Origin of the sequence: Paracoccus aerius (assembly GCF_014656455.1) — a bacterium.
Classification (GTDB): Bacteria; Pseudomonadota; Alphaproteobacteria; order Rhodobacterales; family Rhodobacteraceae; genus Paracoccus; species Paracoccus aerius.
The window spans coordinates 91448-115353 of the sequence record NZ_BNCL01000005.1; the positions used below are offsets into that span (position 1 = coordinate 91448).

Here is a 23906-nt window from a genome sequence, read left to right on the forward strand (position 1 = left end):
GGGATCGCCATGACCGCTGATTACGTCATCGTCGGGGCAGGGTCCGCCGGATGTGCCCTGGCCTATCGCCTGACCGAGGCAGGCCACGGCGTCACGCTGATCGAATATGGCGGCAGCGACATCGGCATCTTCATCCAGATGCCAGGCGCGCTGTCCTATCCGATGAACATGCCGCGATACGACTGGGGCTTCGCGACCCAGCCCGAACCGCATCTGGGCGGGCGCAGGCTGGCCACGCCGCGCGGCAAGGTGCTGGGCGGGTCGTCATCCATCAACGGCATGGTCTTCGTGCGCGGGCACCGCAAGGATTACGATCACTGGCGCGACAGCGGCGCGGCGGGCTGGGGCTATGATGACGTGCTGCCCTATTTCAAGCGCATGGAAACCTGGCATGGCGGCGCGTCCGAATGGCGCGGCACCGACGGCCCCTTGCACGTAACGCGCGGCAAGCGCCGCAATCCGCTGTTCAACGCCTTCATCGAGGCCGGGCAGCAGGCCGGTTGGCCCTATACGCCCGACTATAATGGCGAACAGCAGGAAGGTTTTGGCCCGATGGAGGCCACCATCTGGAAGGGCCGCCGCTGGTCCGCCGCCAATGCCTATCTGCGCCCGGCGCTGAAGACCGGCCGCCTGACCATCCTCCGGGGCTTCGCCCGCCGCATCCTGTTCGAAGGCAAGCGCGCCACAGGCGTCGAGATCGAGACCAAGCGCGGCATCGAACAGATCCGTGCGAACCGCGAGGTCATCGTCTCGGCCAGTTCGATCAACACGCCGAAGCTCTTGATGCTGTCGGGGATCGGCCCGGCCGACCATCTGCGCAAGCACGGCATCACGCCGCTGGCCGACCGGCCGGGCGTGGGGTCGAACCTGCAGGATCACCTTGAAATATACATGCAGTACAAGGCGCTGAAACCGATCACGCTCTACACTTATTACAACCTTCTGGGCAAAGGCCGGGTGGGTGTAGAATGGCTGTTGCAGAAGACCGGGCTTGGCGCGTCGAACCAGTTCGAAAGCTGCGGCTTCATCCGGTCCTCGGACGGGGTGGATTATCCCGACATCCAGTATCACTTCCTGCCGCTGGCCGTTCGCTATGACGGCAAGGCAGCGGCGCAGGGGCATGGCTTCCAGGCCCATGTCGGCCCGATGCGGTCGAAATCGCGCGGCACTGTCCGACTGGCGTCAGGCGATCCTGCCGCCGCACCCGAGATCCGCTTCAACTACATGTCCCATCCCGACGACTGGGCCGAGTTCCGCGCCTGCGTGCGCCTGACCCGCAGGATCTTCAACCAGCTGGCCTTCGCCGAATACCGCGGCGACGAGATCCAGCCGGGCGCCGCCGTGCAGACCGACGACCAGATCGATGCCTTCATCCGCGAGCACGCCGAATCGGCCTATCACCCCTGCGGCACCGCGCGCATGGGGTCGGCCACAGATCCGATGGCGGTGGTCGATCCGGATCTCAGGGTGATCGGCGTGGAAGGCCTGCGCGTGGCCGACAGTTCGATCTTCCCGCGTATCACCAACGGCAACCTGAACGGCCCGTCGATCATGGTCGGCGAAAAGGCCGCCGATCACATTCTGGGCCGCGCCCTGCACCGCGACGAAGGCCGGCTTGCCGCCGAATAGGCATTTTCTGTGCTGCAAACACCCCCGCCGGAGGCACCTGCGATCACAGCAGGCGCTACCCCGGCGGCCGGGTCAGCCGTTCCCCCCGCGCGCGGCAGCGACCACGGGTTCCAGGCCGTCCGCAGGCATCCCGCGCAGCAGGGTGTCGCCGATGATGAAGGTGGGCGTGCCCATGATCGCCATCCGCTCGGCCAGCTGGCGGTTCTCGCGCAGGACGGCCGAAACGGATTCGGTGTTCATGATGTTCAGCGCCTCGGCCCCGTCAACGCCGATGTCGCCCGCGATCTTCCCCAAGGCCTCGGGCGAGGGAGAGCCGCGCAGGTCCATTAGCGCATCATGCGCCTTCACATAGGCCTCGTCCCCGGCAAGCTGCTTGACCGCCACCGCAAAGCGGGCCGAGGTTTCGCTGTCCTGGCCCAGGATCGGAAATTCCTTCAGGATCAGCCGGATGTTGCCGTCGCTTTCGACGATGTCATGGACCTGCTGGTTGAACTTGCGGCAATAACCGCAGCGATAATCAATGAACTCCACCATCGTCACGTCGCCGTCCGGGTTGCCGCCGACCCAGCTGTGGCCGTCGTCGAAGATCGCGTCGCGGTTCGCGGCCACAAGGGCCACGTCGTTCTGCGCCTCGGACGCGACGCGGCGTTCCTCCAGCACGTTGATCGACTCCACCAGCACTTCGGGATTGGCCATCAGGTATTCGCGCACGGCGTCCCCGAAGGCGGCTTTCTCGGCCTCGGTCATGGCGGAAATGTCAAAGGCCATGACAGGGGTCGCGGTCAAAAGCAGCGCGGCGATCAGGCGTTTCATCGGGATCCTCGTGTTCCGGTCGCATTGACCTTGGCGCGCGCGCGCGGGCTTGGCAAGAAAGCCGCTCACAAAGCTGCGTGACCGAAGGGTGTCATGGGCCTTTTCGCCTGGGCCCTGGGGGCGTAAGACAAGGGAAAAAGACAAAAGGCATCCGAGCATGAAGAAATCCCTTCGCGGTCAGGTCGATCCCTTCATCGTCATGGACGTGATGGAGGCCGCCAGCCGGGCCGAGGCCGCAGGCCGCCACATCATCCACATGGAGGTGGGCCAGCCCGGCACCCCCGCACCCGAAGGCGCGCGCCGCGCGCTGGCTGCCGCGCTGGAACAACCGCTGGGCTATACCGTGGCGCTTGGCCTTCCCGCGCTGCGCCAGGGGATCGCGGATCTTTACCGCCGTTGGTATGGCGTGGATCTGGATCCGGCGCGCGTGGTGGTAACGCCCGGCAGCAGCGGGGCCTTTATCCTGGCCTTTTCGGCCCTGTTCGATGCGGGTGACAAGGTGGCGATGGGCTATCCAGGATATCCAAGCTATCGCCAGATCCTGCGGGCCATGTCGTTGGAACCTGTGGGCATTCCGACGCGGGCCGAGGACCGCTATCAGCCGCGCGCCCAGGATCTGCCCGAAGGTTGCGCGGGACTGATCCTTGCCTCGCCGGGCAACCCGTCGGGCACGGTGTTGCGGACCGACGAACTGCGCGCGCTGTCGGATGCGGCCCGAGCGAAGGGCATGGCACTGATCTCGGACGAAATCTATCATGGCCTGTCCTATGGCGACCGCTGCCATTCCGCGCTCGAGGTGACGGACAATGTCTTCGTCATCAACTCCTTCAGCAAGTATTTCTCAATGACCGGCTGGCGGGTCGGCTGGATGGTCGTGCCGCCGGACCACATTCGCACGGTCGAACGGCTGGCGCAGAACATGTTCATCTGCCCGCCCCATGCCAGCCAGGTCGCAGCCCTTGCCGCATTGGATTGCACGGGCGAAGCCGATGCCAACCTGGCCGTCTATGCGGAGAACCGCCGGCTGATGCTGGAAGGGCTGCCCAAGGCGGGCTTCCACCGCATCGCGCCGCCGGAAGGGGCCTTCTACATCTATGCCGACGTGTCGGATCTGACCGACGACTCGCTGGCCTTCGCGGCCGAGATCCTCGACAAGGCAGGCGTGGCCGTGACGCCGGGGCTGGACTTCGATCCCGACCGGGGTGCGCGGACACTGCGCTTTTCCTATGCCCGTGCCACGGCGGACATCGCCGAAGGCCTGCGCCGCCTGACGGAGTTCATGGCTGCGCGATGACATGGCTTGCGCTGATCCTGTCGCTGCTGATGTCGCTGCCCGCCTGGGCAGAGGATCCGGCGCGGCTGGATCTGGGCGGCTCGGCGCTGGTCACGACGGGGCGCGGCTGGGGCGGGCCACAGCCGCTGGAGCTTCGGCTTTCGCTGACGAAGCCCGTGCCCTATCGCACTTTCCTGGTGGACGGCCCGCCCCGGCTGATCGTCGATCTGAAGGGTGCCGATCTGGGGTTGGCGCACCCGCAGGACATGTTCGGCGCGGACAATGCACCTGCGATCCGCTGGGGGGCATACCGCCAGGGCTGGTCGCGCGTGGTCGTGGAATTGCCCGGCCCCTATCGCATCGACCGGGCGGGTCAGGCCGCGCGCGCGGCCTTGTCGCAGATCACCGTGGCCCTTGCCCCCGTCGCCGCCGAGGACTTCGCGCCACGTCCCTCGGCCACGGCTGCGCTGCGCGACCTGCCCGAACCGGCCGAAACGCCCGATGCCCCGGCGGACGAAGCCTTCACCGTCGTCCTTGACCCAGGCCATGGCGGCTTCGACCCCGGCGCCCTGGCCGAGGGCGAAAGCGAGGCGAACCTGGTCCTGGTCTTCTCGCTGGAACTGCGTGCCGCCTTGCAGGCGCGGGGCATCAATGTCGTGATGACGCGCGAGGATGACAGCTTCGTGGCCCTGGAGCGCCGCATGACGATGGCGCGGCAGGCGGGGGGCGATCTGTTCATCTCGCTTCATGCCGATGCGCTGCCGGAAGGGCAGGCGGCGGGGGCGTCCGTCTATGTCTGGAACCCTTCGGCGGACGGGCGGGCGACGGAACAACTGACCCTGCGCCACGAACGGGACGACCTGATGGCGGGCATGGACTTTTCCGGCCATGACGATGCGCTTGCGGGCGTGCTGATGGACTTCGCCCGCACCGACACCCAGCCCCGGTCGGAAAGCTTCGCCCGCTGGATGACCTCGCGGATGTCGCTGCTGGGAATCGTGATGCATGAACGGCCGGTCCAGCGCGCGACCTATTCGGTTCTGAAATCGCCCGACATGCCGTCGGCGCTGCTGGAACTGGGCTTCATCTCGGACCATGACGACCGGGCGAACCTTTTGAACCCGCAATGGCGCGAACGGATGGTGCGGGCGGTGGCCGAGGCGATCGTGGGCTGGGCGCGCGACGAATCCGCGCGGGCCGCGATGCTGCGCCGCTAGGGCCCATCACCGGCGCGTGATCGCTTAGTGTTGTTTTGACCGGGGCAGGCCGTGCCGCTATAGACGGGACCAAGTCCACGGAAAGGCCCTTCCTTGCTGCGCAGCATCCTGTCCTTCTTCGGCGCCATCTTCTCGTGGTTCGTCACTGCGAGCTTCTTCATCGCGCTGACCGTGGGCGCGATCTTCTGGATCTATTCCCGCGACCTGCCCAGCCACGAGACGCTGGCCCAGTACACGCCCAAGACCATCAGCCGGATCTATTCGGGCGAGGGGATGCTGATCGACGAATTCGCCGAGGAACGCCGCCTGTATGTTCCGGTCGAGGAGATCCCCGACCTGGTCAAGCACGCCTTTATCAGCGCCGAGGACAAGAACTTCTACAACCATCCCGGCTATGACGTGCGCGGCATCATCAGCGCGGCCTATCAGGCGGTGGCCTCGCGCGGGTCGTCGGTGCGGGGTGCGTCCACGATCACGCAGCAGGTGATGAAGAACTTCCTTCTGTCCTCGGACCGCAGCGTGGAACGCAAGGTCAAGGAACTGATCCTGGCATCGCGGCTGGAACGCACGCTGTCCAAGGACCAGATCCTGGAACTGTACCTGAACGAGATCTTCCTGGGGCAGAACAGCTTTGGCGTGGCCGCCGCCGCCCAGACCTATTTCAACAAGTCCCTGTCGGAACTGGCCCCGCACGAGGCCGCGATGCTGGCCGCCATGCCGCAGGCGCCCGGCCGCTATCACCCGGTCACGGCCAAGGACCGCGTGACCGAACGGCGCAACTATGTCCTGCGCGAGATGTGGCAGAACGGCTATATCGAAGAGGCGACCTATCAGGCCGAAGCCAGGCTGCCGCTGAAATCAGTGCAGAACGGCGACTACCCGGCCTTTCGCCAGCAGCTTCCGCCGCGCGACTATTTCACCGACGAAATCCGCCGCCAGCTTGCCGCCCAGTTCGGCAACGAGGAATTCTTCGGCGGCGGCCTGACCATCCGCGCGACCGTAAACCCCGACCTGCAGTCGGCGGCGGCCGATGCGCTGCGGGACGCGCTCGAGGATTATGACCGGGGCACGGGCGTCTGGCGCGGCACGGGCGAAACGATCCCGGCCGAACAGTTGACGGACGAGGCCACCTGGCGCGGCGCCTTGTGGCAAGTTCAGGTGCCGCGCGACGTCCCCGGCTGGCATCCCGCCGTGGTGCTTGAGGTGGGGGCAAGCGATGCCCGTATCGGTATCGAGGGGATCGAGGAAGATCCCGACGGGCACTGGATCCCCGCCGAGGATGTGCAATGGGCGCGCAAGCGCGGCCCCGACAACAGGCTGGGCCCGCGCGCGCAGGTGGCGGGCGATCTGGTCGCGGTGGGCGATGTGGTTCTGGTCCGCGCCATGACGCGCGACAGCGACGGCAGCTTCATCCGCTGGACCCTGCGCCAGGTGCCCGAGATCCAGGGCGGCTTCATGGCCATGGACGTGAACACCGGCCGCGTGATGGCGATGCAGGGCGGGTTTTCCTACCAGTCCTCGGTCTTCAACCGGGCGACGCAGGCGCAGCGCCAGCCGGGGTCCAGCTTCAAGCCCTTCGTCTATGCCGCCGCGCTGGACAACAACTATACCCCCGCCACCATCGTGGTGGACGAACCAATCACGCTGAACACCCCCTTCGGCCTGTGGGAGCCCAAGAACTCGACCGGGCAGACCTATGGTCCGACGCCCCTGCGCACCGGCATCGAGATGTCGCGGAACCTGATGACGATCCGCATCGCCCAGGACATCGGGATGGAGCGGGTGGCCGAATATGCCGAAAGCTTCGGCGTCTATGACGAGTTGAAGCCGTTCCTGGCCAACGCCCTGGGCGCGCAGGAGACGACCCTGTTCAAGATGGTGGCCGCCTATGCGATGTTCGCCAACGGCGGCGAACGGGTCGAACCCACGCTGGTGGACCGCGTGCAGGACCGGCGCGGGCGCACGATCTATCGCCATGACCAGCGGGTCTGCGAGACCTGCGGCCAGCAGGCGCTGCCGGTGGGGCAGGGGCCGGTGATCGACACCAACCGCGAACGGGTCATGGATGCGGTGACGGCCTATCAGCTGACCTCGATGCTGGAAGGGGCGGTGGAACGCGGGTCGGGAAGCGGGGTCGATCTGCCGGTGCCGATCGCTGGCAAGACGGGCACCACGAACGATGCCAAGGACGTGTGGTTCATCGGTTATTCCAGCAACATCGTCGCGGGCTGCTATCTGGGCTATGACCAGCCGCGCACGCTGGGCAGCAACGCCTATGGCGGGACGCTGTGCGTGCCGGTCTTCAACGCCTTCATGCGCAAGGCCGTGGCCGAGTTCGGCGGCACCGACTTTGCCGTTCCGCCCGGCGGCTACTGGGTCAAGATCGACCGCACCACCGGGCAGCGGCTGCCCGACAGCGCCACCGGCCCCAATGTCGTGGCCGAGTATTTCCGCAACGGCACCGACCCCGATTGGGGATCGCCGCTGATCGTGTCGGGCTTTGGCGACGACAATGTGGTCCTGCCCTGGCAGGCGGGGGCGGGATCCGCAACGGGGACCGCCATCACCACCTCGACCGGGGAACGCAAGGTGATCCCCAGCCGGACCGATTTCGGCACCATGTCCTCGGGCGGGCTGTACTGACCAGCGGTCAATCCTTGGGATCAGCGCCGGGTTTTCCTTGATGATGCGCGGGGGTCCGGACGATCCGCACCATCCACAGGATCAGCACCGCCAATGCCGTCCCCATCACGGCCAGCAGCCCGTCCCCCGTGCCCGAGGCCAAGCCAACGGCGCCCGCCAGCCACATCGACGCGCCGGTCGTCACGTTGCGCACGGTTCCGCCGCTGAAGATGATCGACCCTGCCGCCAGGAAGGCCACGCCGGCAGTCACGGCCTCGATCAGGCGCAGGGGGTCGATGCGCAGGGCCTCGCCCTCGTCTGCGGGGAAATGGGTCAGTTCCATCGCGACCACCGTGAACATCGCTGCCGCAAGCGAGATCAGCATATGCGTGCGCAGCCCGGCCGCGCGGGCGCTGACCTCTCGTTCCCAGCCGATCAGGCCGCCCAGCACCACCGCCAGGGCAAGACGCATCGCCACCACGGGCAAGGGCATGGATTGCAGCGGCTGGAACAGATCCTCGATCAGGGGCATGGCAGTCCGTGACGGTTTCGTGACGATGCGGGTCAACGTGGGACGGTGCCACAGGGTTGCAGGCCCGGCCCTTGCCCGGCAGCCCCGCGCGCGTTATCACCCCTGACCTGACGCCCGTCCGCCCGAACCCCAAGGATCCCGCCATGCGCGCCGAAACGCAGTCCACAATCGAGGCCATCCGCAAGTCGCTGACCCTGCTGGGGCAACGGATGGATTGGCAGACCGCGCCGCACCGGCTGGAGGAGATGAACGCCATGATCGAGGCGGGCGACCTGTGGTCCGATCCCGCCCGCGCGCAGAAGCTGATGCGTGAACGCCAGGCCCTGCTGGACGCGCTTGAAACCTATCGCCGCATCGACGGGGACTTGGCGGCCAATGCCGAGATGGTCGAACTGGCCGAGGAGGAAGGCGACGCAGACCTGGTGGCCGAGGCCGAAGCGAACCTGAAGTCGCTGGCCGAACTGGCCGCGCAAAAGGAACTGGAAGCCCTGCTGAACGGCGAGGCGGACGGCAACGACACCTTCCTGGAAATCAACGCCGGCGCGGGCGGCACGGAAAGCTGCGACTGGGCCTCCATGCTGGCGCGCATGTATGTCCGCTGGGCCGAGAAGAAGGGCTACGAGGTCGAGCTTCTGTCCGAAACCTCGGGCGACGAGGCCGGCATCCGCAGCGCCGCCTATAAGGTCAGCGGCCACAATGCCTATGGTTGGCTGAAGTCGGAATCGGGCGTGCATCGCCTTGTCCGCATCAGCCCCTATGACAGCGCGGCGCGGCGGCACACGTCCTTCAGTTCCGTCTGGGTTTATCCTGTCGTGGACGACAACATCGAGATCGACATCCCCGACCGCGACATCCGCATCGACACCTACCGGTCGTCGGGAGCGGGCGGTCAGCACGTCAACACCACCGACTCGGCCGTGCGGATCACTCACCTGCCGACCGGGATCGTGGTCACCAGCTCGGAAAAGTCGCAGCACCAGAACCGGGCCAATGCCATGGCCGCCCTGAAGGCGCGTCTGTACCAGATGGAACTGGACAAGCGGAACGCCGAGATCAACGCCCAGCACGCCGCCAAGGGCGATGCCGGCTGGGGCAACCAGATCCGCAGCTATGTCCTGCACCCGTACCAGATGGTCAAGGATCTGCGCACGGGCGAGGAGACCAGCGACACGCAGGGCGTGCTGGACGGCGACCTGGACGCCTTCATGGCCGCCACCCTGGCCCTGGATGTCGCCGGGAAAAGCCGGGCCGAGGCCAACGCCGAGGACTGAGGCCGGGGATAGACCGGACCGCCAATCGCGTTATGCTGCACCTGCGAAGAAAGGGGCAGCGATGGACGAAAAGCGGATCAACCTGGCCTTGCAGGGCGGCGGCGCGCATGGCGCCTTTTCCTGGGGCGTCCTCGACCGGCTTCTGGACGAGGATTGGCTGACGATTTCCGCCATCAGCGGCACCTCGGCCGGTGCCCTGAACGCTGCGGCCCTGAAAGGCGGGCTGGCGCGGCATCCGGGCCGGGCGGGGCGCCGGGCGGCGAGGGAAAACCTCGATTTCCTGTGGGCGCAGGTCGGGCAGCGCAGTGACAACCGTCTGGTGCGGTGGATGCATTCGATCTTTCCGGCCCCGCAAGGCATGGACCGGCTGACTGAACTGTTCTCTCCGGCGGCCTGGCTGGACAGCCTGACGCGGGTTTTCAGCCCCTATGACTATGGTCCCTTCTACGTGAACCCGCTGGGGGCGGTGCTGCGCGAGTTGCCCCATCCCGATTTCAGCAACGACCGGGGACCGCGCCTGTTCGTCGCGGCGACCAATGTGCGCACGGGCCGGATCCGGGTGTTCACCCGTGCCGCCGCTACGGTTGACGCCGTCATGGCCTCGGCCTGCCTGCCGACCCTGTTCCGCGCGGTCGAGATCTGCGACCCTGATACCGGCGCGCTCGAAGCCTTTTGGGATGGCGGCTTCACCGGCAACCCGGCGATGTTCCCGCTGTATGACCAGAGCTTGCCGCGCGACATCGTCATCGTGAACATCAACCCCCTGCTGCGCGACGGAATCCCCCGCACGCCTGCCCAGATCGCCGACCGCGTGAACGAGGTCAGCTTCAATGCCTCGCTGATGGCCGACCTGAGGGCCATCAACTTCGTCAAGCGCCTGTTCGCCGAAGACCGGCTGCAGAACCGCACCATGAAGAACCCGCTGGTCCACATGATCCTGGACGACGTGCTGATGAACGACTTGACCGCCCGGTCCAAGCTGATGCCCGCCCCCGGCCTGCTGGCCCGCATGAAAGAGGCAGGACAGGTCGCGGCGGACAGCTTTCTTGCGAAACACGCCGACGCGCTGAACCGCCGTGACACGGTGGACCTACCGGCCTTGTTCGCAGGATCGGGCGTGATCGGCGCGTGATGGGGCACGCAGCTTGCCAACCCCTGCGTGCCCGGCTAGAAGGCAAGCCGGCGGGCGGTTAGCTCAGTTGGTAGAGCGCTTCGTTTACACCGAAGATGTCGGGGGTTCGAGTCCCTCACCGCCCACCATCACCCCGATATTGCGGATGTGGCCCAAGCGGGCTTGCGCTTGTTCGCAAACGCCTGCGGCGAAACATGGAACATCGCCCCAGGACATCGTCCCGGGCATCCGCATTCTGATGAAATGGCTTGAAGTTCTTTGGTGGAGCCAAGGGGAGTCGAACCCCTGACCTCTTGAATGCCATTCAAGCGCTCTACCAACTGAGCTATGGCCCCACCGGAGGTCTGCAGCGTCTTTCGACGTTGTGTGGGGGGTCTATAGGGGTGGCCAAAGCGGGGCGCAAGCGGAAAATTCATTCCGAAGGGAAGATTGCGTGCGGAATGGAGGATCAGCGAATTATGCTTCTGTTCCTGCTGGATATTCGGTGGGCGACAAGGGAACGAGCTTCGGGACAAGAGCGGGAAGGCGGAGGACCGAGCCACCGATCCCGATGCTTGCTCGAAACACTCGCAATGGACCTTTCAGGTCTGCGATGCGATATTCTGCTTCGTTACTGGACGGGATCCAGGCAATGCCGACGATCTTCTGCAAACCGACAGAGTATCTCGGGGCAAGTAGCTTATTCGCTTGGAATATTGGCTCCGGCGGTAGGGATCGAACCTACGACCAATTGATTAACAGTCAACTGCTCTACCGCTGAGCTACGCCGGAACACGGGGGCCGTATAGCAATGGTCTTTGGGGGCGTCCAGAGGGAGCGCGCCGATTTTTTCACAAAGATGCAAAACTTGTTTCGGGACCCAGCAGACCGAGGGGCGCGATGGCCCCGAGGTCGGCCAGGGCCAGCAGATGCGCCAGCACGTTGCGGGTTGCCGCCGGCATCAGGTGCGGGGCCACGTCGTAGATCCGCGCGGCAATGGTTGCTGCATTGGATGGGCCATCGCGCAGGACCGCAAGGATCTGGGCGCTGCGTTGGCGGCGGTGCGCGGCAAGTTCCGACAGCCGGGCCAGCGGATCCTCGATCGGTGCACCATGTGCGGGCAGCAGGCGGCGGGCACCCGTCTGCGCCAGCCGATCCAGCGAGCGCAGGTAGTCGGCAAGGTCGCCGTCCGGGGGCGATATGATGGTCGAGGACCAGCCCATCACCAGATCTCCGCAGAAGACCTGATCGCCCCATTGCAGGCTCAGATGGCCGCCGGAATGGCCCGGCGTGTGCAGGGCGGTCAGGCTCCAGTCGGCGCCGCGGATCACATCGGCATCGCGCAGCCTGATATCGGGGGTGAAGGTCAGGTCCAGTCCCTCGCCGCCGCCCACTCCGTGATCTGAAAGCCGCTTCATCAGGGGGGAGCGCCCGGACAGCGCGTCCCCGAAGGCCAGGACCGGCGCGCCTGTCATGTCGGACAGGCGCCGGGCGCCGGCGCTGTGGTCCAGATGGGCATGGGTCACGATGATGTGGCTGATCCGCCCCCGCGCCGCTTGGCGGATCGCCGCAAGGTGGCCCGCATCGTCGGGGCCGGGGTCGATGACGGCGGTCTCCTCTTGCCCCAGAAGGAAGGTCGTGGTCCCCGGCCCGGTCAGCGGCGACGGGTTCGGGGCCAGGATTCGCAGCAGGTCTTTCGTCTGTCCGTCCATGCCGCTAGCCTTAGCATGGAAGTGAAGGGTTGCCATGTCGAACCACACCGACAACGGTTGGCTGAAGGGCTTTTTCCCGCGCGGGCTTTACGGCCGCGCGGCGCTGATCCTGTTCCTGCCGGTCGTGGTGGTGACGCTGGTGGTCAGCGTCATGTTCCTGCAACGCCATTTCGAGGGCGTGACGCGGCAGATGACCACCAGCATGGCGCGCGAACTGGCCTTTGTCGCGGCACGCATCGACCGGGCAGGGGGCCAACGCGACGCGGGGCGCGAGATTGCGGTGCCGCTGGACGTCACCATCGGCGAACCCACCGGCAACCAGGCTGGCGACAGCCGGCTGTTCTACGACTTTTCGGGCCGCGTGGTGATCGAGGTCCTGCGCGAGACCCTGGGCAACATCCGCGCCATCGACCTGGCCAGCGACGACAAGCGGGTGGTCCTGACGATCGACGGCGTGGCTGGCCCTTATACCCTGGCCTTCGACCGGCGGCGGGTCAGCGCCTCGAACCCGCATCAGTTGCTGGTCCTGATGGTCTTCACCTCGTTCCTGATGACAGGGATCGCCACGGTCTTCCTGCGCAACCAGCTGCGCCCGATCCGCCGCCTGGCCGAGGCCGCCGAGGATTACGGCAAGGGCCGGATTGTGCCTTATCGTCCGTCCGGCGCGTCGGAGGTGCGCAGCGCGGGCACCGCCTTCCTCGACATGCGCAACCGGCTGGAACGCCAGAACGAGCAGCGCAAGATGATGCTTTCGGGCATCAGCCACGACCTGCGCACGCCGCTGACCCGGCTGAGGCTGGGCCTGTCGATGATGTCGCCAGACATGCCCCCCGACGACGAGGATCTGCGCGCGATGGAGGCTGACATCGCCGAGATGAACCGGATGGTGGACGCCTTTCTGGATTACGCGCGTGACGATGCGCAGGAAAGCCCGCCCCAGCCGGTGCGGGTGGCAGATTTCGTGGATGGGGTGGTGGCCGACGCGCAGCGGGCGGGCCAGCAGGTGTCGCTGCGCAGCCTGGACGGCGATGTGGCGGGCCGCGCGACCTTCCGGGCCGACATGCTGCGCCGGGCCCTGGACAATCTTCTGGGCAATGCCGCCCGCTACGGCACCCGGGCGGAACTGGACGCCACCCTTGGCCCGCGAAGCCTGCGCATCGGGATCGAGGACGACGGCCCCGGCATTCCCGACGACAGCCTGGACGCGGCGATGCGGCCCTTTACCAGGCTGGACCCCGCGCGTGGCCGCAACAGCGGCGGCGGCGCCGGGCTGGGCCTTGCCATCGCCGCCGATGTCGCGCGCGCGCATGGCGGGCAGTTGCGGCTGGGACGGGGGCAGCGCCTTGGCGGCCTGCGGGCCGAGATCGTCATTCCGCGATAAGCCAGCGGCGCAAAGTAGCGGGCATTTTGCGCGTCATATTGAACGCGGGGTGCCACAGCCCTAGATTGACGGAACGCAGGGGCCGTGTGTCGCCAAGACGGGGCCACGGCTTCGGGCAGAAAGGAACGCATATGAACGAATTCGCATCTTCGACCTATCCGGTGCTGCCGCTTCGCGACATCGTGGTCTTTCCGCACATGATCGTTCCGCTGTTCGTGGGCCGTGAGAAATCGGTCCGCGCCTTGGAAGCGGTGATGGAATCGGACAGCCCGATCCTGCTGGCCGCGCAGAAGGATGCCTCGGTCGACGAACCCACGGAAGACGGCATCTTCCGCGCCGGCGTGCTGGCGAATGTCCTGCAACTTTTGAAACTGCCCGACGGCACCGTCAAGGTGCTGGTGGAAGGGCGCGAGCGCGTCCAAATCACCGAGTTCGTCCCGAACGAGGATCACTTCGAAGCCACCGCTATCCTTCTGGCCGAGACGCCGGGCGATGGCGCGACCGTGACGGCCCTTGTCCGCACCGTGGCCGAGGAGTTCGAGCGTTACGTCAAGGTCCGCAAGAACATCCCCGAGGAAGTCGTGACCGCCGTGGCCGAGGCGAAGGAGCCCGGCAAGCTGGCCGACCTGGTCGCCGGCCATATGGGCATCGCGCTGGACAAGAAGCAGGATCTGCTGGACACGCTGGACGTGGCCGAGCGGCTGGAGAAGGTCTATTCCCTGATGCAGGGCGAGATGTCTGTCCTGCAGGTCGAGAAGAAGATCAAGTCGCGCGTCAAGACCCAGATGGAGAAGACGCAGCGCGAGTATTACCTGAATGAGCAGATGAAGGCCATTCAGAAGGAGCTGGGCGACGGTGAGGACGGCCAGAACGAGATCGCCGAGCTTGAGGAAAAGATCGCCAAGACCAAGTTCAGCAAGGAAGCCCGCGACAAGGCGGAATCCGAGCTGAAGAAGCTGAAGTCGATGTCGCCGATGTCGGCCGAGGCCACGGTCAGCCGCAACTACCTCGACTGGCTGCTGTCGCTGCCCTGGGGCGTAAAGTCGCGCACCCGCAAGGATCTGGTCGCTGCCGAAAAGGTGCTGGATGCCGATCACTATGGCCTGGAAAAGGTCAAGGAGCGGATCGTCGAATACCTGGCGGTGCAGACCCGCAGCCAGAAGCTGAAAGGCCCGATCCTGTGCCTCGTCGGCCCTCCGGGCGTCGGCAAGACCTCGCTGGGCCGTTCGGTCGCCAAGGCCACGGGGCGCGAATTCATCCGCATCTCGCTGGGCGGCGTGCGTGACGAATCGGAGATCCGCGGCCACCGCCGGACCTATATCGGGTCGATGCCGGGCAAGATCATCCAGGCCCTGAAGAAGGCCAAGACGACCAACCCGCTTATCCTGCTGGATGAGATCGACAAGATGGGCCAGGACTTCCGCGGCGATCCTGCAAGCGCGATGCTGGAGGTGCTGGATCCCGAACAGAACGCGACCTTCGTGGACCACTATCTGGAAGTGGAATACGACCTGTCGAACGTGATGTTCGTGACCACGGCCAACAGCTATAACATGCCGGGGCCGCTTCTGGACCGGATGGAGATCATCAGCCTGTCCGGCTATACCGAGGACGAGAAGCGCGAGATCGCGCGCCAGCACCTGCTGCCCAAGCAGATCGCGGCGAACGGCCTTCGCAAGGACGAGTTCGAGGTGACAGACGACGCGCTGACCCATGTGATCCGCTACTACACGCGGGAAGCCGGGGTGCGTTCGCTGGAACGCGAGATCGCCAAGCTGGCCCGCAAGGCCGTGACCGAGATTCTGAAAGGGCAGTTCAAGTCCGTGACCGTGGATGCGGCAAAGGCCGAGGAATACTTGGGCGTGCGCCGCCACCGTTACGGCCTGGCCGAGAAAGAGGATCAGATCGGTGTGGTGACGGGTCTGGCCTGGACCTCGGTCGGCGGGGATCTGCTGCAGATCGAGGCGCTGAAGCTGCCGGGCAAGGGCCGGATGAAGACGACCGGGAAACTGGGCGACGTGATGAAGGAGTCGATCGACGCGGCCTCCAGCTATGTCCGGTCGATTGCGCCGCAGATCGGGGTCAAGCCGCCAAAGTTCGACGCGCTCGACATCCACGTCCACGTTCCGGACGGCGCCACGCCCAAGGACGGCCCCTCGGCCGGCCTGGCAATGGTGACCTCGATCGTGTCGGTCCTGACGCAGATCCCGGTCCGCAAGGACATCGCCATGACGGGCGAGGTGTCCCTGCGCGGCAATGCGATGGCCATCGGCGGGCTGAAGGAAAAGCTGCTGGCGGCCCTGCGGGGCGGCATCAAGACCGTGCTCATCCCGGCCGACAACGAAAAGGACCTGGCCGACATCCCGGCCAACGTCAAGGAAGGCTTGACCATCATCCCGGTCAACCACGTCCGCGAGGTCCTGAAGCACGCCCTGGTTCGCCAGCCCGAGCCGGTCGAATGGGACGAAGCGGCCGAGGAAGCGGCCGAGGCCGCCCGCGTCGCCGCCGCGCGTGACGAACGGGCAGGTGGCAGCGCCGTCGCCCATTGATCGCGGCGATTTGATCCGATGACGCAGGGCCGGTTCACGCCGGCCCTGTTTTCATTGCGGCAATGGAATGCTTGTCGTTAATCGGGCGTCTTTCCCGCGCATGGAAGCCGCGCTAGGATCACGGCATGAAGCTTGCATCCCTCCTGTTCCCCTTGGCACTGATTGCCGCCCAGCCTGCCTTCGCGGCGGATCCGCTGGCGGGCATCTGGCAAACCAGCCCAGGTCGCGACGGCGGCTTCGGCCATGTCCAGATCAAGCCCTGCGGTGCCGGCTTGTGCGGCACGGTCGTGCGCACCTTTGATGCCTCGGGCAAGGCCGTGCAGGCCAGCGACCTGGGGGCGGCGATCCTGGACCAGGTGCAGCCAACTGGTGGCGGCGGCTATGGCGAAGGCCGCATCATCAACCCGGAAAGCGGGCGAAGCTATACGGCGCGCCTGACCCTGCGCGGTGACCAACTGGACGTCGGCGGCTGCATCCTGATGATCTGCCGCAATGCCGGGACCTGGCAGCGGGTCAAATAGCCCCGCCGGGAACCGTTGCAGGCGTCGGGCATTGGCTTCCCGCCATGCCGCCGCTGACGCCTGACCAACGCTATATCGTCGTTCGCGGCCGGCTTTGGCGCGCGGCCAATCCGCATCTGCCGCAGGCGGAACGGGATCGGCTGGTCAAGGCGCTGATGGATGCGCGGCGGGCAGTCAAGGTTGCGAAGGCTGCCGGGGACAAGATGGCCGAGGATGAGGCGCACCGGGCGGTGGACCAGGCCAAGATCGCCCTGGGCGAACGCGGCCCGGTCTGGTGGAGCGACGGCGCCCCCGACATGAACCGCCGGATGGTCCGGAACACGCTTTATGCCGACTGGTTCGCCGGGCTGGAGGAGGACTAGGCCAGATCCTCGATGATGTAGTCGTCCCAGTCGTCCTCGGTCACCTCAAGCTCGCTGACGGTCCAGCCCCGCACGCTGGCGCCCGCCCGGTGGACCGATTCCGAATCGCCCGAGATCAGGTGGTGCCACTTATAGAGCGGCCGCCCCTCGTGGCGCAGGCGGTATGCGCAGGTCGAGGGCAGCCACCAAGCGATCTCGGCCAGCTTCCTCGGGGTCAGGACCACGCAGTCGGGCACGAAGTTGTGCCGGTTGGCATAGCTGCTGCACTGGCATTTCTCGCCGTCCAGAAGCTTGCAGGCCACGCGGGTGAAGGCCAGTTCGTTCGTATCCTCGTACTCGATCTTGTTCAGGCAGCACTTGCCGCAACCGTCGCACAGCGCCTCCCATTCGTCGGGTTGCAACTGCGGCAGGGGCAATTCCCAGAACCGGTCGCGCATCAGGCGCCCGCCAGCACGGCGCGGGCCTGTTCGGCATCGGCGGCGATCTGGTCGATCAGGACCTGCACGCTGTCGAACCTGGCCTCGTCGCGCAGGAACTCGACCAGGCCCACAGACAGGTGCTGGCCGTAAAGATCGCCGTCGAAGTCGAACAGATGCACTTCCAGGTTGGGTTCGTTGCGGCCGAACATGGGGCGCACGCCCAGGCTGGCGACGCCTTGGCAGGACAGCTTGTCCGGCCCAGTCAGCACGTCCACCACCACGGCATAGACGCCAAGGCGCGGCAGGTGCAGGTCGTGGATATGCATGTTCGCGGTGGGCCAGCCGAATTCGCGGCCGCGCTTGTTGCCGTGGACGACCTCGCCCTCGATCCGGTGCAGGTGGCCCAGCATCCGTTCCGCGTCGCGGGGGCGGCCGTCCGACAGAGCCTGCCGGATCGCAGTCGAACTGTAGTCCTGTCCGCCGGTGCCGACCAGCGGCACGACCGTGACACCAAAGCCCAGCATTTGGCCCAACTCGCGCAGCGTGGCGACGTTGCCGGCCCGGTCCTTGCCAAAGACGAAGTCAGCGCCCACCGTGACATGGCTGACGCCAAGACCCGTCACCAGCACGTCGCGGGCGAAAGCCTCGGGCGACAGGCCCGCCAGCACCGCGCCGAAGGGCAATTCGTATAGCTGTTCCACCCCCAGCCGGGCCAGGCGGTTGGCGCGGGATTCCGAATTCATCAGCCGGAAGGGCGGGGCGTCGGGTGCGAAGAACTGGCGGGGATGGGGCTCGAATGTCACGATGCCCAGCGGCGTCCCGGCCTGGCGCGCGGCTTCGATCACGGCCCGGTGGCCCAGATGGACGCCGTCGAAATTGCCCATGGCGACGGATGCGCCGCGGGCGCCTGCCGGAAGTCCTGTCCAGTCGCGGTGGATTTGCAAAGGGTGCCCCCACTGGGGCGCGCGCGCCCCGTCAGTCGAACTTGCGGCTTGGCGCCAGAACGACCGCCTCGCCTTTCAGGACGACCGTATCACCCACGAGGCAGCGGGTTGCAAGCGTGACCCGCCGTTTCGCGTGGTCGATCGTGTCCACCGTCACCTCGGCCCGGACGGTGTCGCCGGGGCGGACGGGGGCCATGAACTTCAGCGTCTGGCCCAGATAGACCGTGCCATGCCCCGGCAACTGTTCCCCGATCACGGCCGAGATCAGCCCGGCGGTCAGCATCCCATGCGCGATGCGTCCTTCGAAGATCGTGTCGCGGGCATAATCATCATCCAGATGCACCGGATTGCGATCCGTCGAGACCTCGGCGAACAGGTCGATGTCGCGGTCGGTCACCTGCTTTTGCAGATAGCGGGTCATGCCCACCTCGAGATCCTCGATGACGATGGTGCCGCGGGGAAGGTTGTCCAGCATGATGCGTTCCATGGGGCAAAGAACCGTTGTCGCCAAGATGCTGCATAGCAGCGAAACCCCCTTAAAGCAATAAACTTATACAGTGGCAGACTTAAGCATAATATTGTTACCTGATAGGGTGAAGGTGATGATGGCGCAGATCGCGAACCAGCCGCAGGCCGAATTCTGGACCTCGCCCGCCGGGCGGGCCTGGGTGGACCATGAACAGGCCCTGGATGCCACGATGGAAGGGCTGCTTCGCCCCCTGCTGGACGCTGCGGATCTGTGCGGGTCCGAGGACATGCTGGATGTCGGTTGCGGCACCGGGGCCAGCACGCTGGCCGCCGCGCGGCGGGTGCCGAGGGGCACGGTGCTGGGGCTGGACATCGCCGCGCCGATGCTGGACCGGGCGCGGCACCGCGCGCAGGCCGAAGGGGCGGCGAATGTCGCCTTCCACCTGTGCGATGCCCAAGTCGAACGCCTTGCCCCCGACAGTCGCGATGTCATGATCTCGCGCTTCGGGATGAGCTTTTTCGACGACAGCGTGGCGGCCTTTCGCAATCTGTCCCAGGCGCTTCGCGACGGCGGGCGCATGGTCTTTTTGTCTTGGGCGCGTCTGGCGGACAATCCCTGGTTCACCATCCCCGAAAAGGCCGCGCGGGACTGGCTGACTGCCCCGCCCGAGCCGCCGACGAAGGGTCCCGGCCCGCTGGCCTTTGCGGATGCGGATCATGTGCTGGCTCTGATAGCGCAGGCGGGGCTTGTCGAAGGGCGGGTCGAGACGCTGCAAATCGACCTGACGCCGCCCGGCGGTCCATCGGGGGCAGCACGCCTAGCCACCCATGTCGGACCAGCCGCGCGCCTGCTGCGGATCTGCAATGCCACCCCCCAGGATCGAGAGGCGATCGTCGCCCGGATCGAAGACGATTTCACCGGCTTCGGCCACGGCGCGGATATGCGGATTCCGTCATCCGTGCATCTGTTTTCCTGCCGCGCCGGGCGGCAGGAATAGGCGTCAGCGCAGCCGGCCGATGCTGTATTGCGGGGCCATGGCATGGTCCTCTAGCCAGCCCAGCAGCAGGGCATTGTCGGGATTTTCCACGTCCGGCCCAAGCGCGTCCGCCGCAAGCCCGCCGGTCACGAACAGCGCGTCGATGCCCTGGTCCAGCGCGCCTTTCACATCGGTGAAGATGCCGTCGCCGATGGCCAGGATGCGTGCGTCCGGCCCCAGGTCCAGCAGCCGTCGCGCCCGGTCATAGATCGGAGGATGCGGCTTGCCGAAGTAAAGCGACGTGCCCCCCAGCCCTTCGTAATATTCGGCCAGGGCACCTGCGCAATAGATGCGCGTCTCGCCCATGTCCACGACCACATCCGGGTTTGCGCACAGCAGCGGCAAGCCACGATCGCGCGCCTGCATCAGCCGGTCGTGGTAGTCCGCCGGCGTTTCCGTCAGCTCCTCGAAGGGGCCGGTGGCGACGATCCCCTCGGCCTCGTCCAGGGGCACGCGGGTGATGGCGGGGCTGCCGGCGAACTCGGCGGGAATGTCGTCGAAGAAGCCGTCGTCCTTGGCGGTGCCGATATGCCAGACCTTCCGCCCGACCGTGCCCGCAAACATCGCCTCCTGCGCGGCATCGCCCGAACTGACGACGATGTCCCAGGCGTCGCGGGGCACGCCCATGCGGTCCAGTTGCGCGATCACGAACTGGTTGGGGCGGGGCGCATTGGTCATCAGCACGACCTTGCCGCCCCCCTGGCGGAAGGCTTGAAGCGCCGCGACGGCGGCGGGATAGGGCTGCTTGCCGTTATGCAGGCAACCCCAGAGGTCGCAGAACAGGACGTCGTAATCGCCGCCGATCTGCGACAGGGACTGGATGATGCGGGTCATCAGACGGCAAGCACCGGGATGATCTGCTTCTTTCGGCTCATGATGCCGGGCAGGACCACGCTGTCGCCGGTCACGGTCACCCCGAAGCTGCGTTCCGCGACCTGGCGGACGAAATCGTTGGGGACCAGCAGGGTCGCTTCCTCGCGCAGGATGTCGACGATGAACAGCAGCACCTGGTCTGCACCATCGGCGGCAGCGACTGCAGGCATGGCGGCCAGCAGCGCGTCCTTGCGGGCCAGCAGGACCTGCGGCGCGGTGGTTTCCAGGACCGAGATGCGCAGCTGCTTGCCGCCCAGCTCGTATTCCTTGCTGTCCAGGCGCAGCAGCGCGTCTTCGGCGAAGGCGCTGACATCGGACTTGGCCGCGAACATCTCGGCCGCATAGTCGGCGATGTTGACGCCCAGGTCGGCGGCCAGCTTTTCGGCTACGGCGCGGTCATGGGCGGTGGTGGTCGGGCTGCGGAACTCCAGCGTGTCCGACAGGATGCAGGTCAGCATGGCGCCCTTCACGGCCTGGGGCGCGCGGGCCATGTCGTCACCGATGAGGTCGTGCATGATCGTGGCTGTGCTGGCCAGCGGGCGCACGGTGATGTTGATCGGCTGGCGGGTCTTGATGCCGCCCGCCAGCAGGTGGTGGTCGATGATCTCGATCACCTCGGCCTTGTCCAGACTGGCAGGAAGTTCGGCTGGATTGTTGGTGTCGACCACGACGCACTGGTCGCCCTCGGCCACGTCGGCGATGATCTGGGGCTTGTCCAGGCTCCAGCGGTTCAGCATCCACAGGGCTTCGGTATTCGGTTCCCCTTGCAGGACGGCCTGGGCGGGCGTCTTTCGGACCTCGTTCAGGTACCAGGCCCAGATGATGGGGGAACCCGTCGAATCCGTGTCGGGGGCGGTATGGCCGAAGACCTTGATCATGATGCACCTTCGCAGCGTCTGGATGTCGGCGGCGTTATAGGGCCGCCCGGGGGCGATGTCCAACGGCGAGGGTGGAATGGTGCCGGTTGAGGGGATTGAACCCCCGACCTTCGGTTTACAAAACCGCTGCTCTACCGCTGAGCTAAACCGGCGTTGCGCGTAAGGCGCGCGTTCTGGCGATACCCCGTGATCGCGATTACTGCAAGCGTTGCTGCAACTGGCAAAGCGATTTGACTGCACCGGCAGGGTGGATACTGTGCAGCGGCACACGCCGGGGTTGCGGCGACGAAAGGACGGTTCCGGAATGCAGATGGTCTTTCACCTGGGAGTTCACGCCACGGATGGCGACAGGCTGCTGAAGACCCTGTTGAACAACCGCGACTGGCTGATGCAGCACGGCACCGACATCATCACCCCGAACCGCCATCGCGGTTTGTTCGAAGAGGCGCTGATGTCGCTGAACGGCGGGCGGGCGAGCGCCGAGATGCAGCAGATCATGCTGGACGCCGTGCTGAACGCCGACAGCCCTGAACGTGCGGTCTTCTCGACCCCCACATTCATGGGCGCACCGGGCCGCGTGGTGGGGCAGGCGGGGCTTTACCCGCAGATGGGCGCGCGGGCGGCGGCACTGGCCAACCTGTTTCCCGACCACGAGGTCGAATTCTTCCTGGCCATGCGCAATCCCGCCTCGCTGATCGCCGAGGTGCTGCCGGTCTTCACGGGCGGGGGCTATCACGTGCTGATGCAGGGCCGCCAGCCGCTGGAACTGCGGTGGCGCGACGCGATCCAGGGCCTGCTGCGCGCCGTGCCCGGGCGGCGCATGGTGATCTGGTGCCACGAGGACGTGCCCCTGATCTGGCCCGAGATCGCCCGGCTGGCGGGCAACATCCCCCCCGAGGCGCCGCTGAAAGGGGCGATGATGTATCTTGAGGACATCCTGACCGGGGCGGGCCTGGCGGAACTGAAGGAAGCGCTGGCCGCGCAGGACCAGATGACGATCGCCAGGCGGCGCGACCTGTCATCGCAGATGATCCGGGACCACGGGCTGCCCGCGGTTCTGGACCAGGTCATAGACCTGCCGGGCTGGACGCAGGATCTGGTGGACCGCGTCACTGCGCAGTATCGCGCCGACGTGGCCGAGATCGCGGTCCTGCCCGGCGTCGAGTTCGTGCTGCCCTAGCGCGCGATGAGCCGGTCGTATTGCGCGGCGGTCAGGTAGCCGGTGGCTTCCTGGTCGTTGGCACGCTGCCATGCGGCAATGGCGTTGCGGGTGCCCTGGCCGAAGATCCCGTCCACGCCGCGCGTGTCGAAGCCCCGGCGCGTCAGCCCCGCCTGCACCGCCCGGCGCTGTTCGCGGCCAAGCCCCAGGTCGGCCTCGGCCCCTGCCGCGCCAACCGAGGGGGCGGGGGCCGATGGCGTGGCGGCGGTGCCGCCCGTGCCGCGCAGGATCTCGTTCGCCTGGGCGGTGGTCAGCGATCCGGTCTGGGCATAGTTGCGGTCGCGCTGCCACAGGCCGATGGCCCGGCGGGTGCCCGGGCCGAAGTTGCCGTCGGCGCCATTGGTGCTGTAGCCCAGCCCGTTCAACTGCCGCTGGATCTGCAGGCGCTGCTCGCGGGTCAGACCGGCGGTGTCCGTGTTGGTCGGGTTGGCAGGCGCCGTCGCCGGGGTGCCGCCGCCCAGACGCTGGATCCGGTCGCGCGCCTGCGCGGCATAGGCGCCATTGGGAAACTGGCGCAAATAGGTCTGATAGGCCGCGCGCGTATCGGCGCTTTGCGCCTGGGCATAGGCGGCGCGGTCCTGTTCCTGCTGCAGATACTGGCGGGCGATCCCGCCCACGACATCGCCCAGATCCTGTGCCTGCACCGGCGTGAGGGTGACAGCGGCGGCGAATGCCGCGGTAAGCATCGTTCTGACCATCGGAGGGCCCTTTCGCGTTCAAGCCCCAAGCCGGGGCGTCAAAGCTATATCGCAAAGACGCGCTTCGGGTTCCACTGCCGGATCAAGATGATATGCAACGGAAAAAAGGGCGCCCGAAGGCGCCCCCAAGTCCTGGCCGGACCGCGAAGGCCCGCCCCATTCCGGCAGGATCTTACTTGATCTTGCCTTCCTTGTATTCGACGTGCTGACGGACGACCGGGTCGAATTTGCGAACGGTCATCTTTTCGGTCATGGTGCGGGCGTTCTTCTTGGTCACATAGAAGTGGCCCGTGCCGGCGGTCGAGTTCAGCCGGATCTTGATGGTGGTCGGCTTCGCCATGTCATTGCTCCTGCTTCGGGGCAATCGCGCGGCGCAG

At 66.3% G+C, this 23906-nt stretch carries 22 protein-coding genes and 4 tRNA genes; 13 read left to right on the plus strand and 13 right to left on the minus strand.

Going from position 1 to position 23906, the window contains the following annotated elements; translation table 11 throughout:
* The first annotated feature begins 9 nt into the window (after positions 1-9).
* Complete coding sequence (gene betA, locus IE224_RS08055; RefSeq protein WP_191309322.1) at positions 10-1629, plus strand: choline dehydrogenase; 1620 nt, start codon at positions 10-12, stop codon at positions 1627-1629.
* A 72-nt stretch (positions 1630-1701) separates the two neighbouring features.
* Here the strand turns inward: betA and IE224_RS08060 are convergent, their stop codons facing one another.
* On the minus strand, positions 1702-2442 hold the full coding sequence (locus tag IE224_RS08060) for a DsbA family protein (RefSeq protein WP_167622521.1): 741 nt from the start codon (positions 2440-2442) through the stop codon (positions 1702-1704).
* A gap of 157 nt (positions 2443-2599) precedes the next feature.
* Between IE224_RS08060 and IE224_RS08065 the strand changes: the two genes are divergently transcribed.
* From IE224_RS08065 to IE224_RS08075, 3 genes are all read left to right on the plus strand, one after another.
* Positions 2600-3736 (plus strand): pyridoxal phosphate-dependent aminotransferase, encoded by a 1137-nt coding sequence (locus IE224_RS08065; protein ID WP_191309324.1) that lies wholly within the window; start codon positions 2600-2602, stop codon positions 3734-3736.
* Positions 3733-4932: an N-acetylmuramoyl-L-alanine amidase gene (locus tag IE224_RS08070; protein WP_191309326.1), complete on the plus strand. Its 1200-nt coding sequence runs from the start codon at positions 3733-3735 to the stop codon at positions 4930-4932. The genes IE224_RS08065 and IE224_RS08070 overlap by 4 nt, the downstream gene beginning before the upstream one ends.
* Positions 4933-5025: 93 nt before the next feature.
* The gene (locus IE224_RS08075) at positions 5026-7575 is read left to right on the plus strand and encodes a penicillin-binding protein 1A (RefSeq protein WP_191309328.1); all 2550 of its coding nucleotides are present in this window, start codon (positions 5026-5028) and stop codon (positions 7573-7575) included.
* A gap of 7 nt (positions 7576-7582) precedes the next feature.
* Here the strand turns inward: IE224_RS08075 and IE224_RS08080 are convergent, their stop codons facing one another.
* The gene (locus IE224_RS08080) at positions 7583-8086 is read right to left on the minus strand and encodes an MgtC/SapB family protein (protein ID WP_191309329.1); all 504 of its coding nucleotides are present in this window, start codon (positions 8084-8086) and stop codon (positions 7583-7585) included.
* A gap of 143 nt (positions 8087-8229) precedes the next feature.
* On the opposite strand from IE224_RS08080, the gene prfB reads away from it, so the two are divergent.
* The 3 genes from prfB to IE224_RS08095 all read left to right on the plus strand — a co-directional run bounded on the left by prfB (position 8230) and on the right by IE224_RS08095 (position 10617).
* Positions 8230-9357, plus strand: a complete 1128-nt coding sequence (gene prfB, locus IE224_RS08085) for a peptide chain release factor 2 (RefSeq protein WP_167622516.1) — start codon at positions 8230-8232, stop codon at positions 9355-9357.
* A 61-nt stretch (positions 9358-9418) separates the two neighbouring features.
* Complete coding sequence (locus IE224_RS08090) at positions 9419-10489, plus strand: patatin-like phospholipase family protein (protein ID WP_191309331.1); 1071 nt, start codon at positions 9419-9421, stop codon at positions 10487-10489.
* A 52-nt stretch (positions 10490-10541) separates the two neighbouring features.
* Positions 10542-10617: transfer RNA gene (locus IE224_RS08095), tRNA-Val, on the plus strand.
* Positions 10618-10748: 131 nt separating this feature from the next.
* Here IE224_RS08095 and IE224_RS08100 read toward each other — a convergent pair.
* From IE224_RS08100 to IE224_RS08110, 3 genes are all read right to left on the minus strand, one after another.
* Positions 10749-10824, minus strand: a tRNA-Ala gene (locus IE224_RS08100).
* Between the two features lie 361 nt (positions 10825-11185).
* Positions 11186-11260: transfer RNA gene (locus IE224_RS08105), tRNA-Asn, on the minus strand.
* Between the two features lie 59 nt (positions 11261-11319).
* Positions 11320-12180 (minus strand): MBL fold metallo-hydrolase, encoded by an 861-nt coding sequence (locus IE224_RS08110; RefSeq protein WP_191309333.1) that lies wholly within the window; start codon positions 12178-12180, stop codon positions 11320-11322.
* A gap of 34 nt (positions 12181-12214) precedes the next feature.
* On the opposite strand from IE224_RS08110, the gene IE224_RS08115 reads away from it, so the two are divergent.
* The 4 genes from IE224_RS08115 (at position 12215) to IE224_RS08130 (ending at position 16993) form a co-directional block, all read left to right on the plus strand.
* Entirely contained in the window at positions 12215-13561 is a 1347-nt protein-coding gene (locus tag IE224_RS08115; RefSeq protein WP_191309335.1) for an ATP-binding protein, read from the plus strand.
* A 131-nt stretch (positions 13562-13692) separates the two neighbouring features.
* A complete protein-coding gene (lon, locus tag IE224_RS08120; protein WP_191309337.1) occupies positions 13693-16110 on the plus strand; it encodes an endopeptidase La in 2418 nt (805 codons plus the stop codon).
* Positions 16111-16235: 125 nt separating this feature from the next.
* Positions 16236-16631, plus strand: coding sequence for a DUF2147 domain-containing protein (locus tag IE224_RS08125; RefSeq protein WP_191309339.1), 396 nt, complete (start codon positions 16236-16238; stop codon positions 16629-16631).
* Positions 16632-16675: 44 nt separating this feature from the next.
* Positions 16676-16993, plus strand: a complete 318-nt coding sequence (locus IE224_RS08130; RefSeq protein WP_191309341.1) for a hypothetical protein — start codon at positions 16676-16678, stop codon at positions 16991-16993.
* Here IE224_RS08130 and IE224_RS08135 read toward each other — a convergent pair.
* From IE224_RS08135 to IE224_RS08145, 3 genes are read right to left on the minus strand one after another with little or no spacing between them, the layout of a single operon-like run.
* Entirely contained in the window at positions 16990-17430 is a 441-nt protein-coding gene (locus IE224_RS08135; RefSeq protein ID WP_191309343.1) for a YcgN family cysteine cluster protein, read from the minus strand. The two genes, IE224_RS08130 and IE224_RS08135, sit on opposite strands and share 4 nt — an antisense overlap.
* The gene (locus IE224_RS08140; protein ID WP_167622504.1) at positions 17430-18356 is read right to left on the minus strand and encodes a bifunctional riboflavin kinase/FAD synthetase; all 927 of its coding nucleotides are present in this window, start codon (positions 18354-18356) and stop codon (positions 17430-17432) included. Before IE224_RS08140 ends, IE224_RS08135 begins: the two co-directional genes overlap by 1 nt.
* 31 nt (positions 18357-18387) lie before the next feature.
* Positions 18388-18831, minus strand: coding sequence for a MaoC family dehydratase (locus IE224_RS08145; protein ID WP_188715095.1), 444 nt, complete (start codon positions 18829-18831; stop codon positions 18388-18390).
* 127 nt (positions 18832-18958) lie between these two features.
* Here IE224_RS08145 and IE224_RS08150 point away from each other — a divergent pair, with 127 nt between their 5' ends.
* Positions 18959-19822 carry a class I SAM-dependent methyltransferase gene (locus IE224_RS08150; protein ID WP_191309345.1) on the plus strand — a complete coding sequence of 288 codons (864 nt, stop codon included), beginning with the start codon at positions 18959-18961 and terminating at the stop codon, positions 19820-19822.
* 3 nt (positions 19823-19825) lie between these two features.
* Here IE224_RS08150 and IE224_RS08155 read toward each other — a convergent pair whose 3' ends face one another.
* From IE224_RS08155 to IE224_RS08165, 3 genes are all read right to left on the minus strand, one after another.
* Positions 19826-20695, minus strand: coding sequence for a TIGR01459 family HAD-type hydrolase (locus tag IE224_RS08155; protein ID WP_191309347.1), 870 nt, complete (start codon positions 20693-20695; stop codon positions 19826-19828).
* A complete protein-coding gene (locus tag IE224_RS08160; RefSeq protein ID WP_167623464.1) occupies positions 20695-21612 on the minus strand; it encodes a manganese-dependent inorganic pyrophosphatase in 918 nt (305 codons plus the stop codon). The genes IE224_RS08155 and IE224_RS08160 overlap by 1 nt, the downstream gene beginning before the upstream one ends.
* 77 nt (positions 21613-21689) lie before the next feature.
* Positions 21690-21764: transfer RNA gene (locus tag IE224_RS08165), tRNA-Thr, on the minus strand.
* Positions 21765-21916: 152 nt separating this feature from the next.
* Here IE224_RS08165 and IE224_RS08170 point away from each other — a divergent pair.
* Entirely contained in the window at positions 21917-22792 is an 876-nt protein-coding gene (locus tag IE224_RS08170; RefSeq protein ID WP_191309349.1) for a hypothetical protein, read from the plus strand.
* Here IE224_RS08170 and IE224_RS08175 read toward each other — a convergent pair.
* Complete coding sequence (locus IE224_RS08175; RefSeq protein WP_191309351.1) at positions 22789-23529, minus strand: peptidoglycan-binding domain-containing protein; 741 nt, start codon at positions 23527-23529, stop codon at positions 22789-22791. The genes IE224_RS08170 and IE224_RS08175 overlap by 4 nt on opposite strands.
* Positions 23530-23701: 172 nt before the next feature.
* Positions 23702-23869 (minus strand): 50S ribosomal protein L33, encoded by a 168-nt coding sequence (gene rpmG, locus IE224_RS08180; RefSeq protein ID WP_089389030.1) that lies wholly within the window; start codon positions 23867-23869, stop codon positions 23702-23704.
* Between the last annotated feature and the right edge of the window lie 37 nt (positions 23870-23906).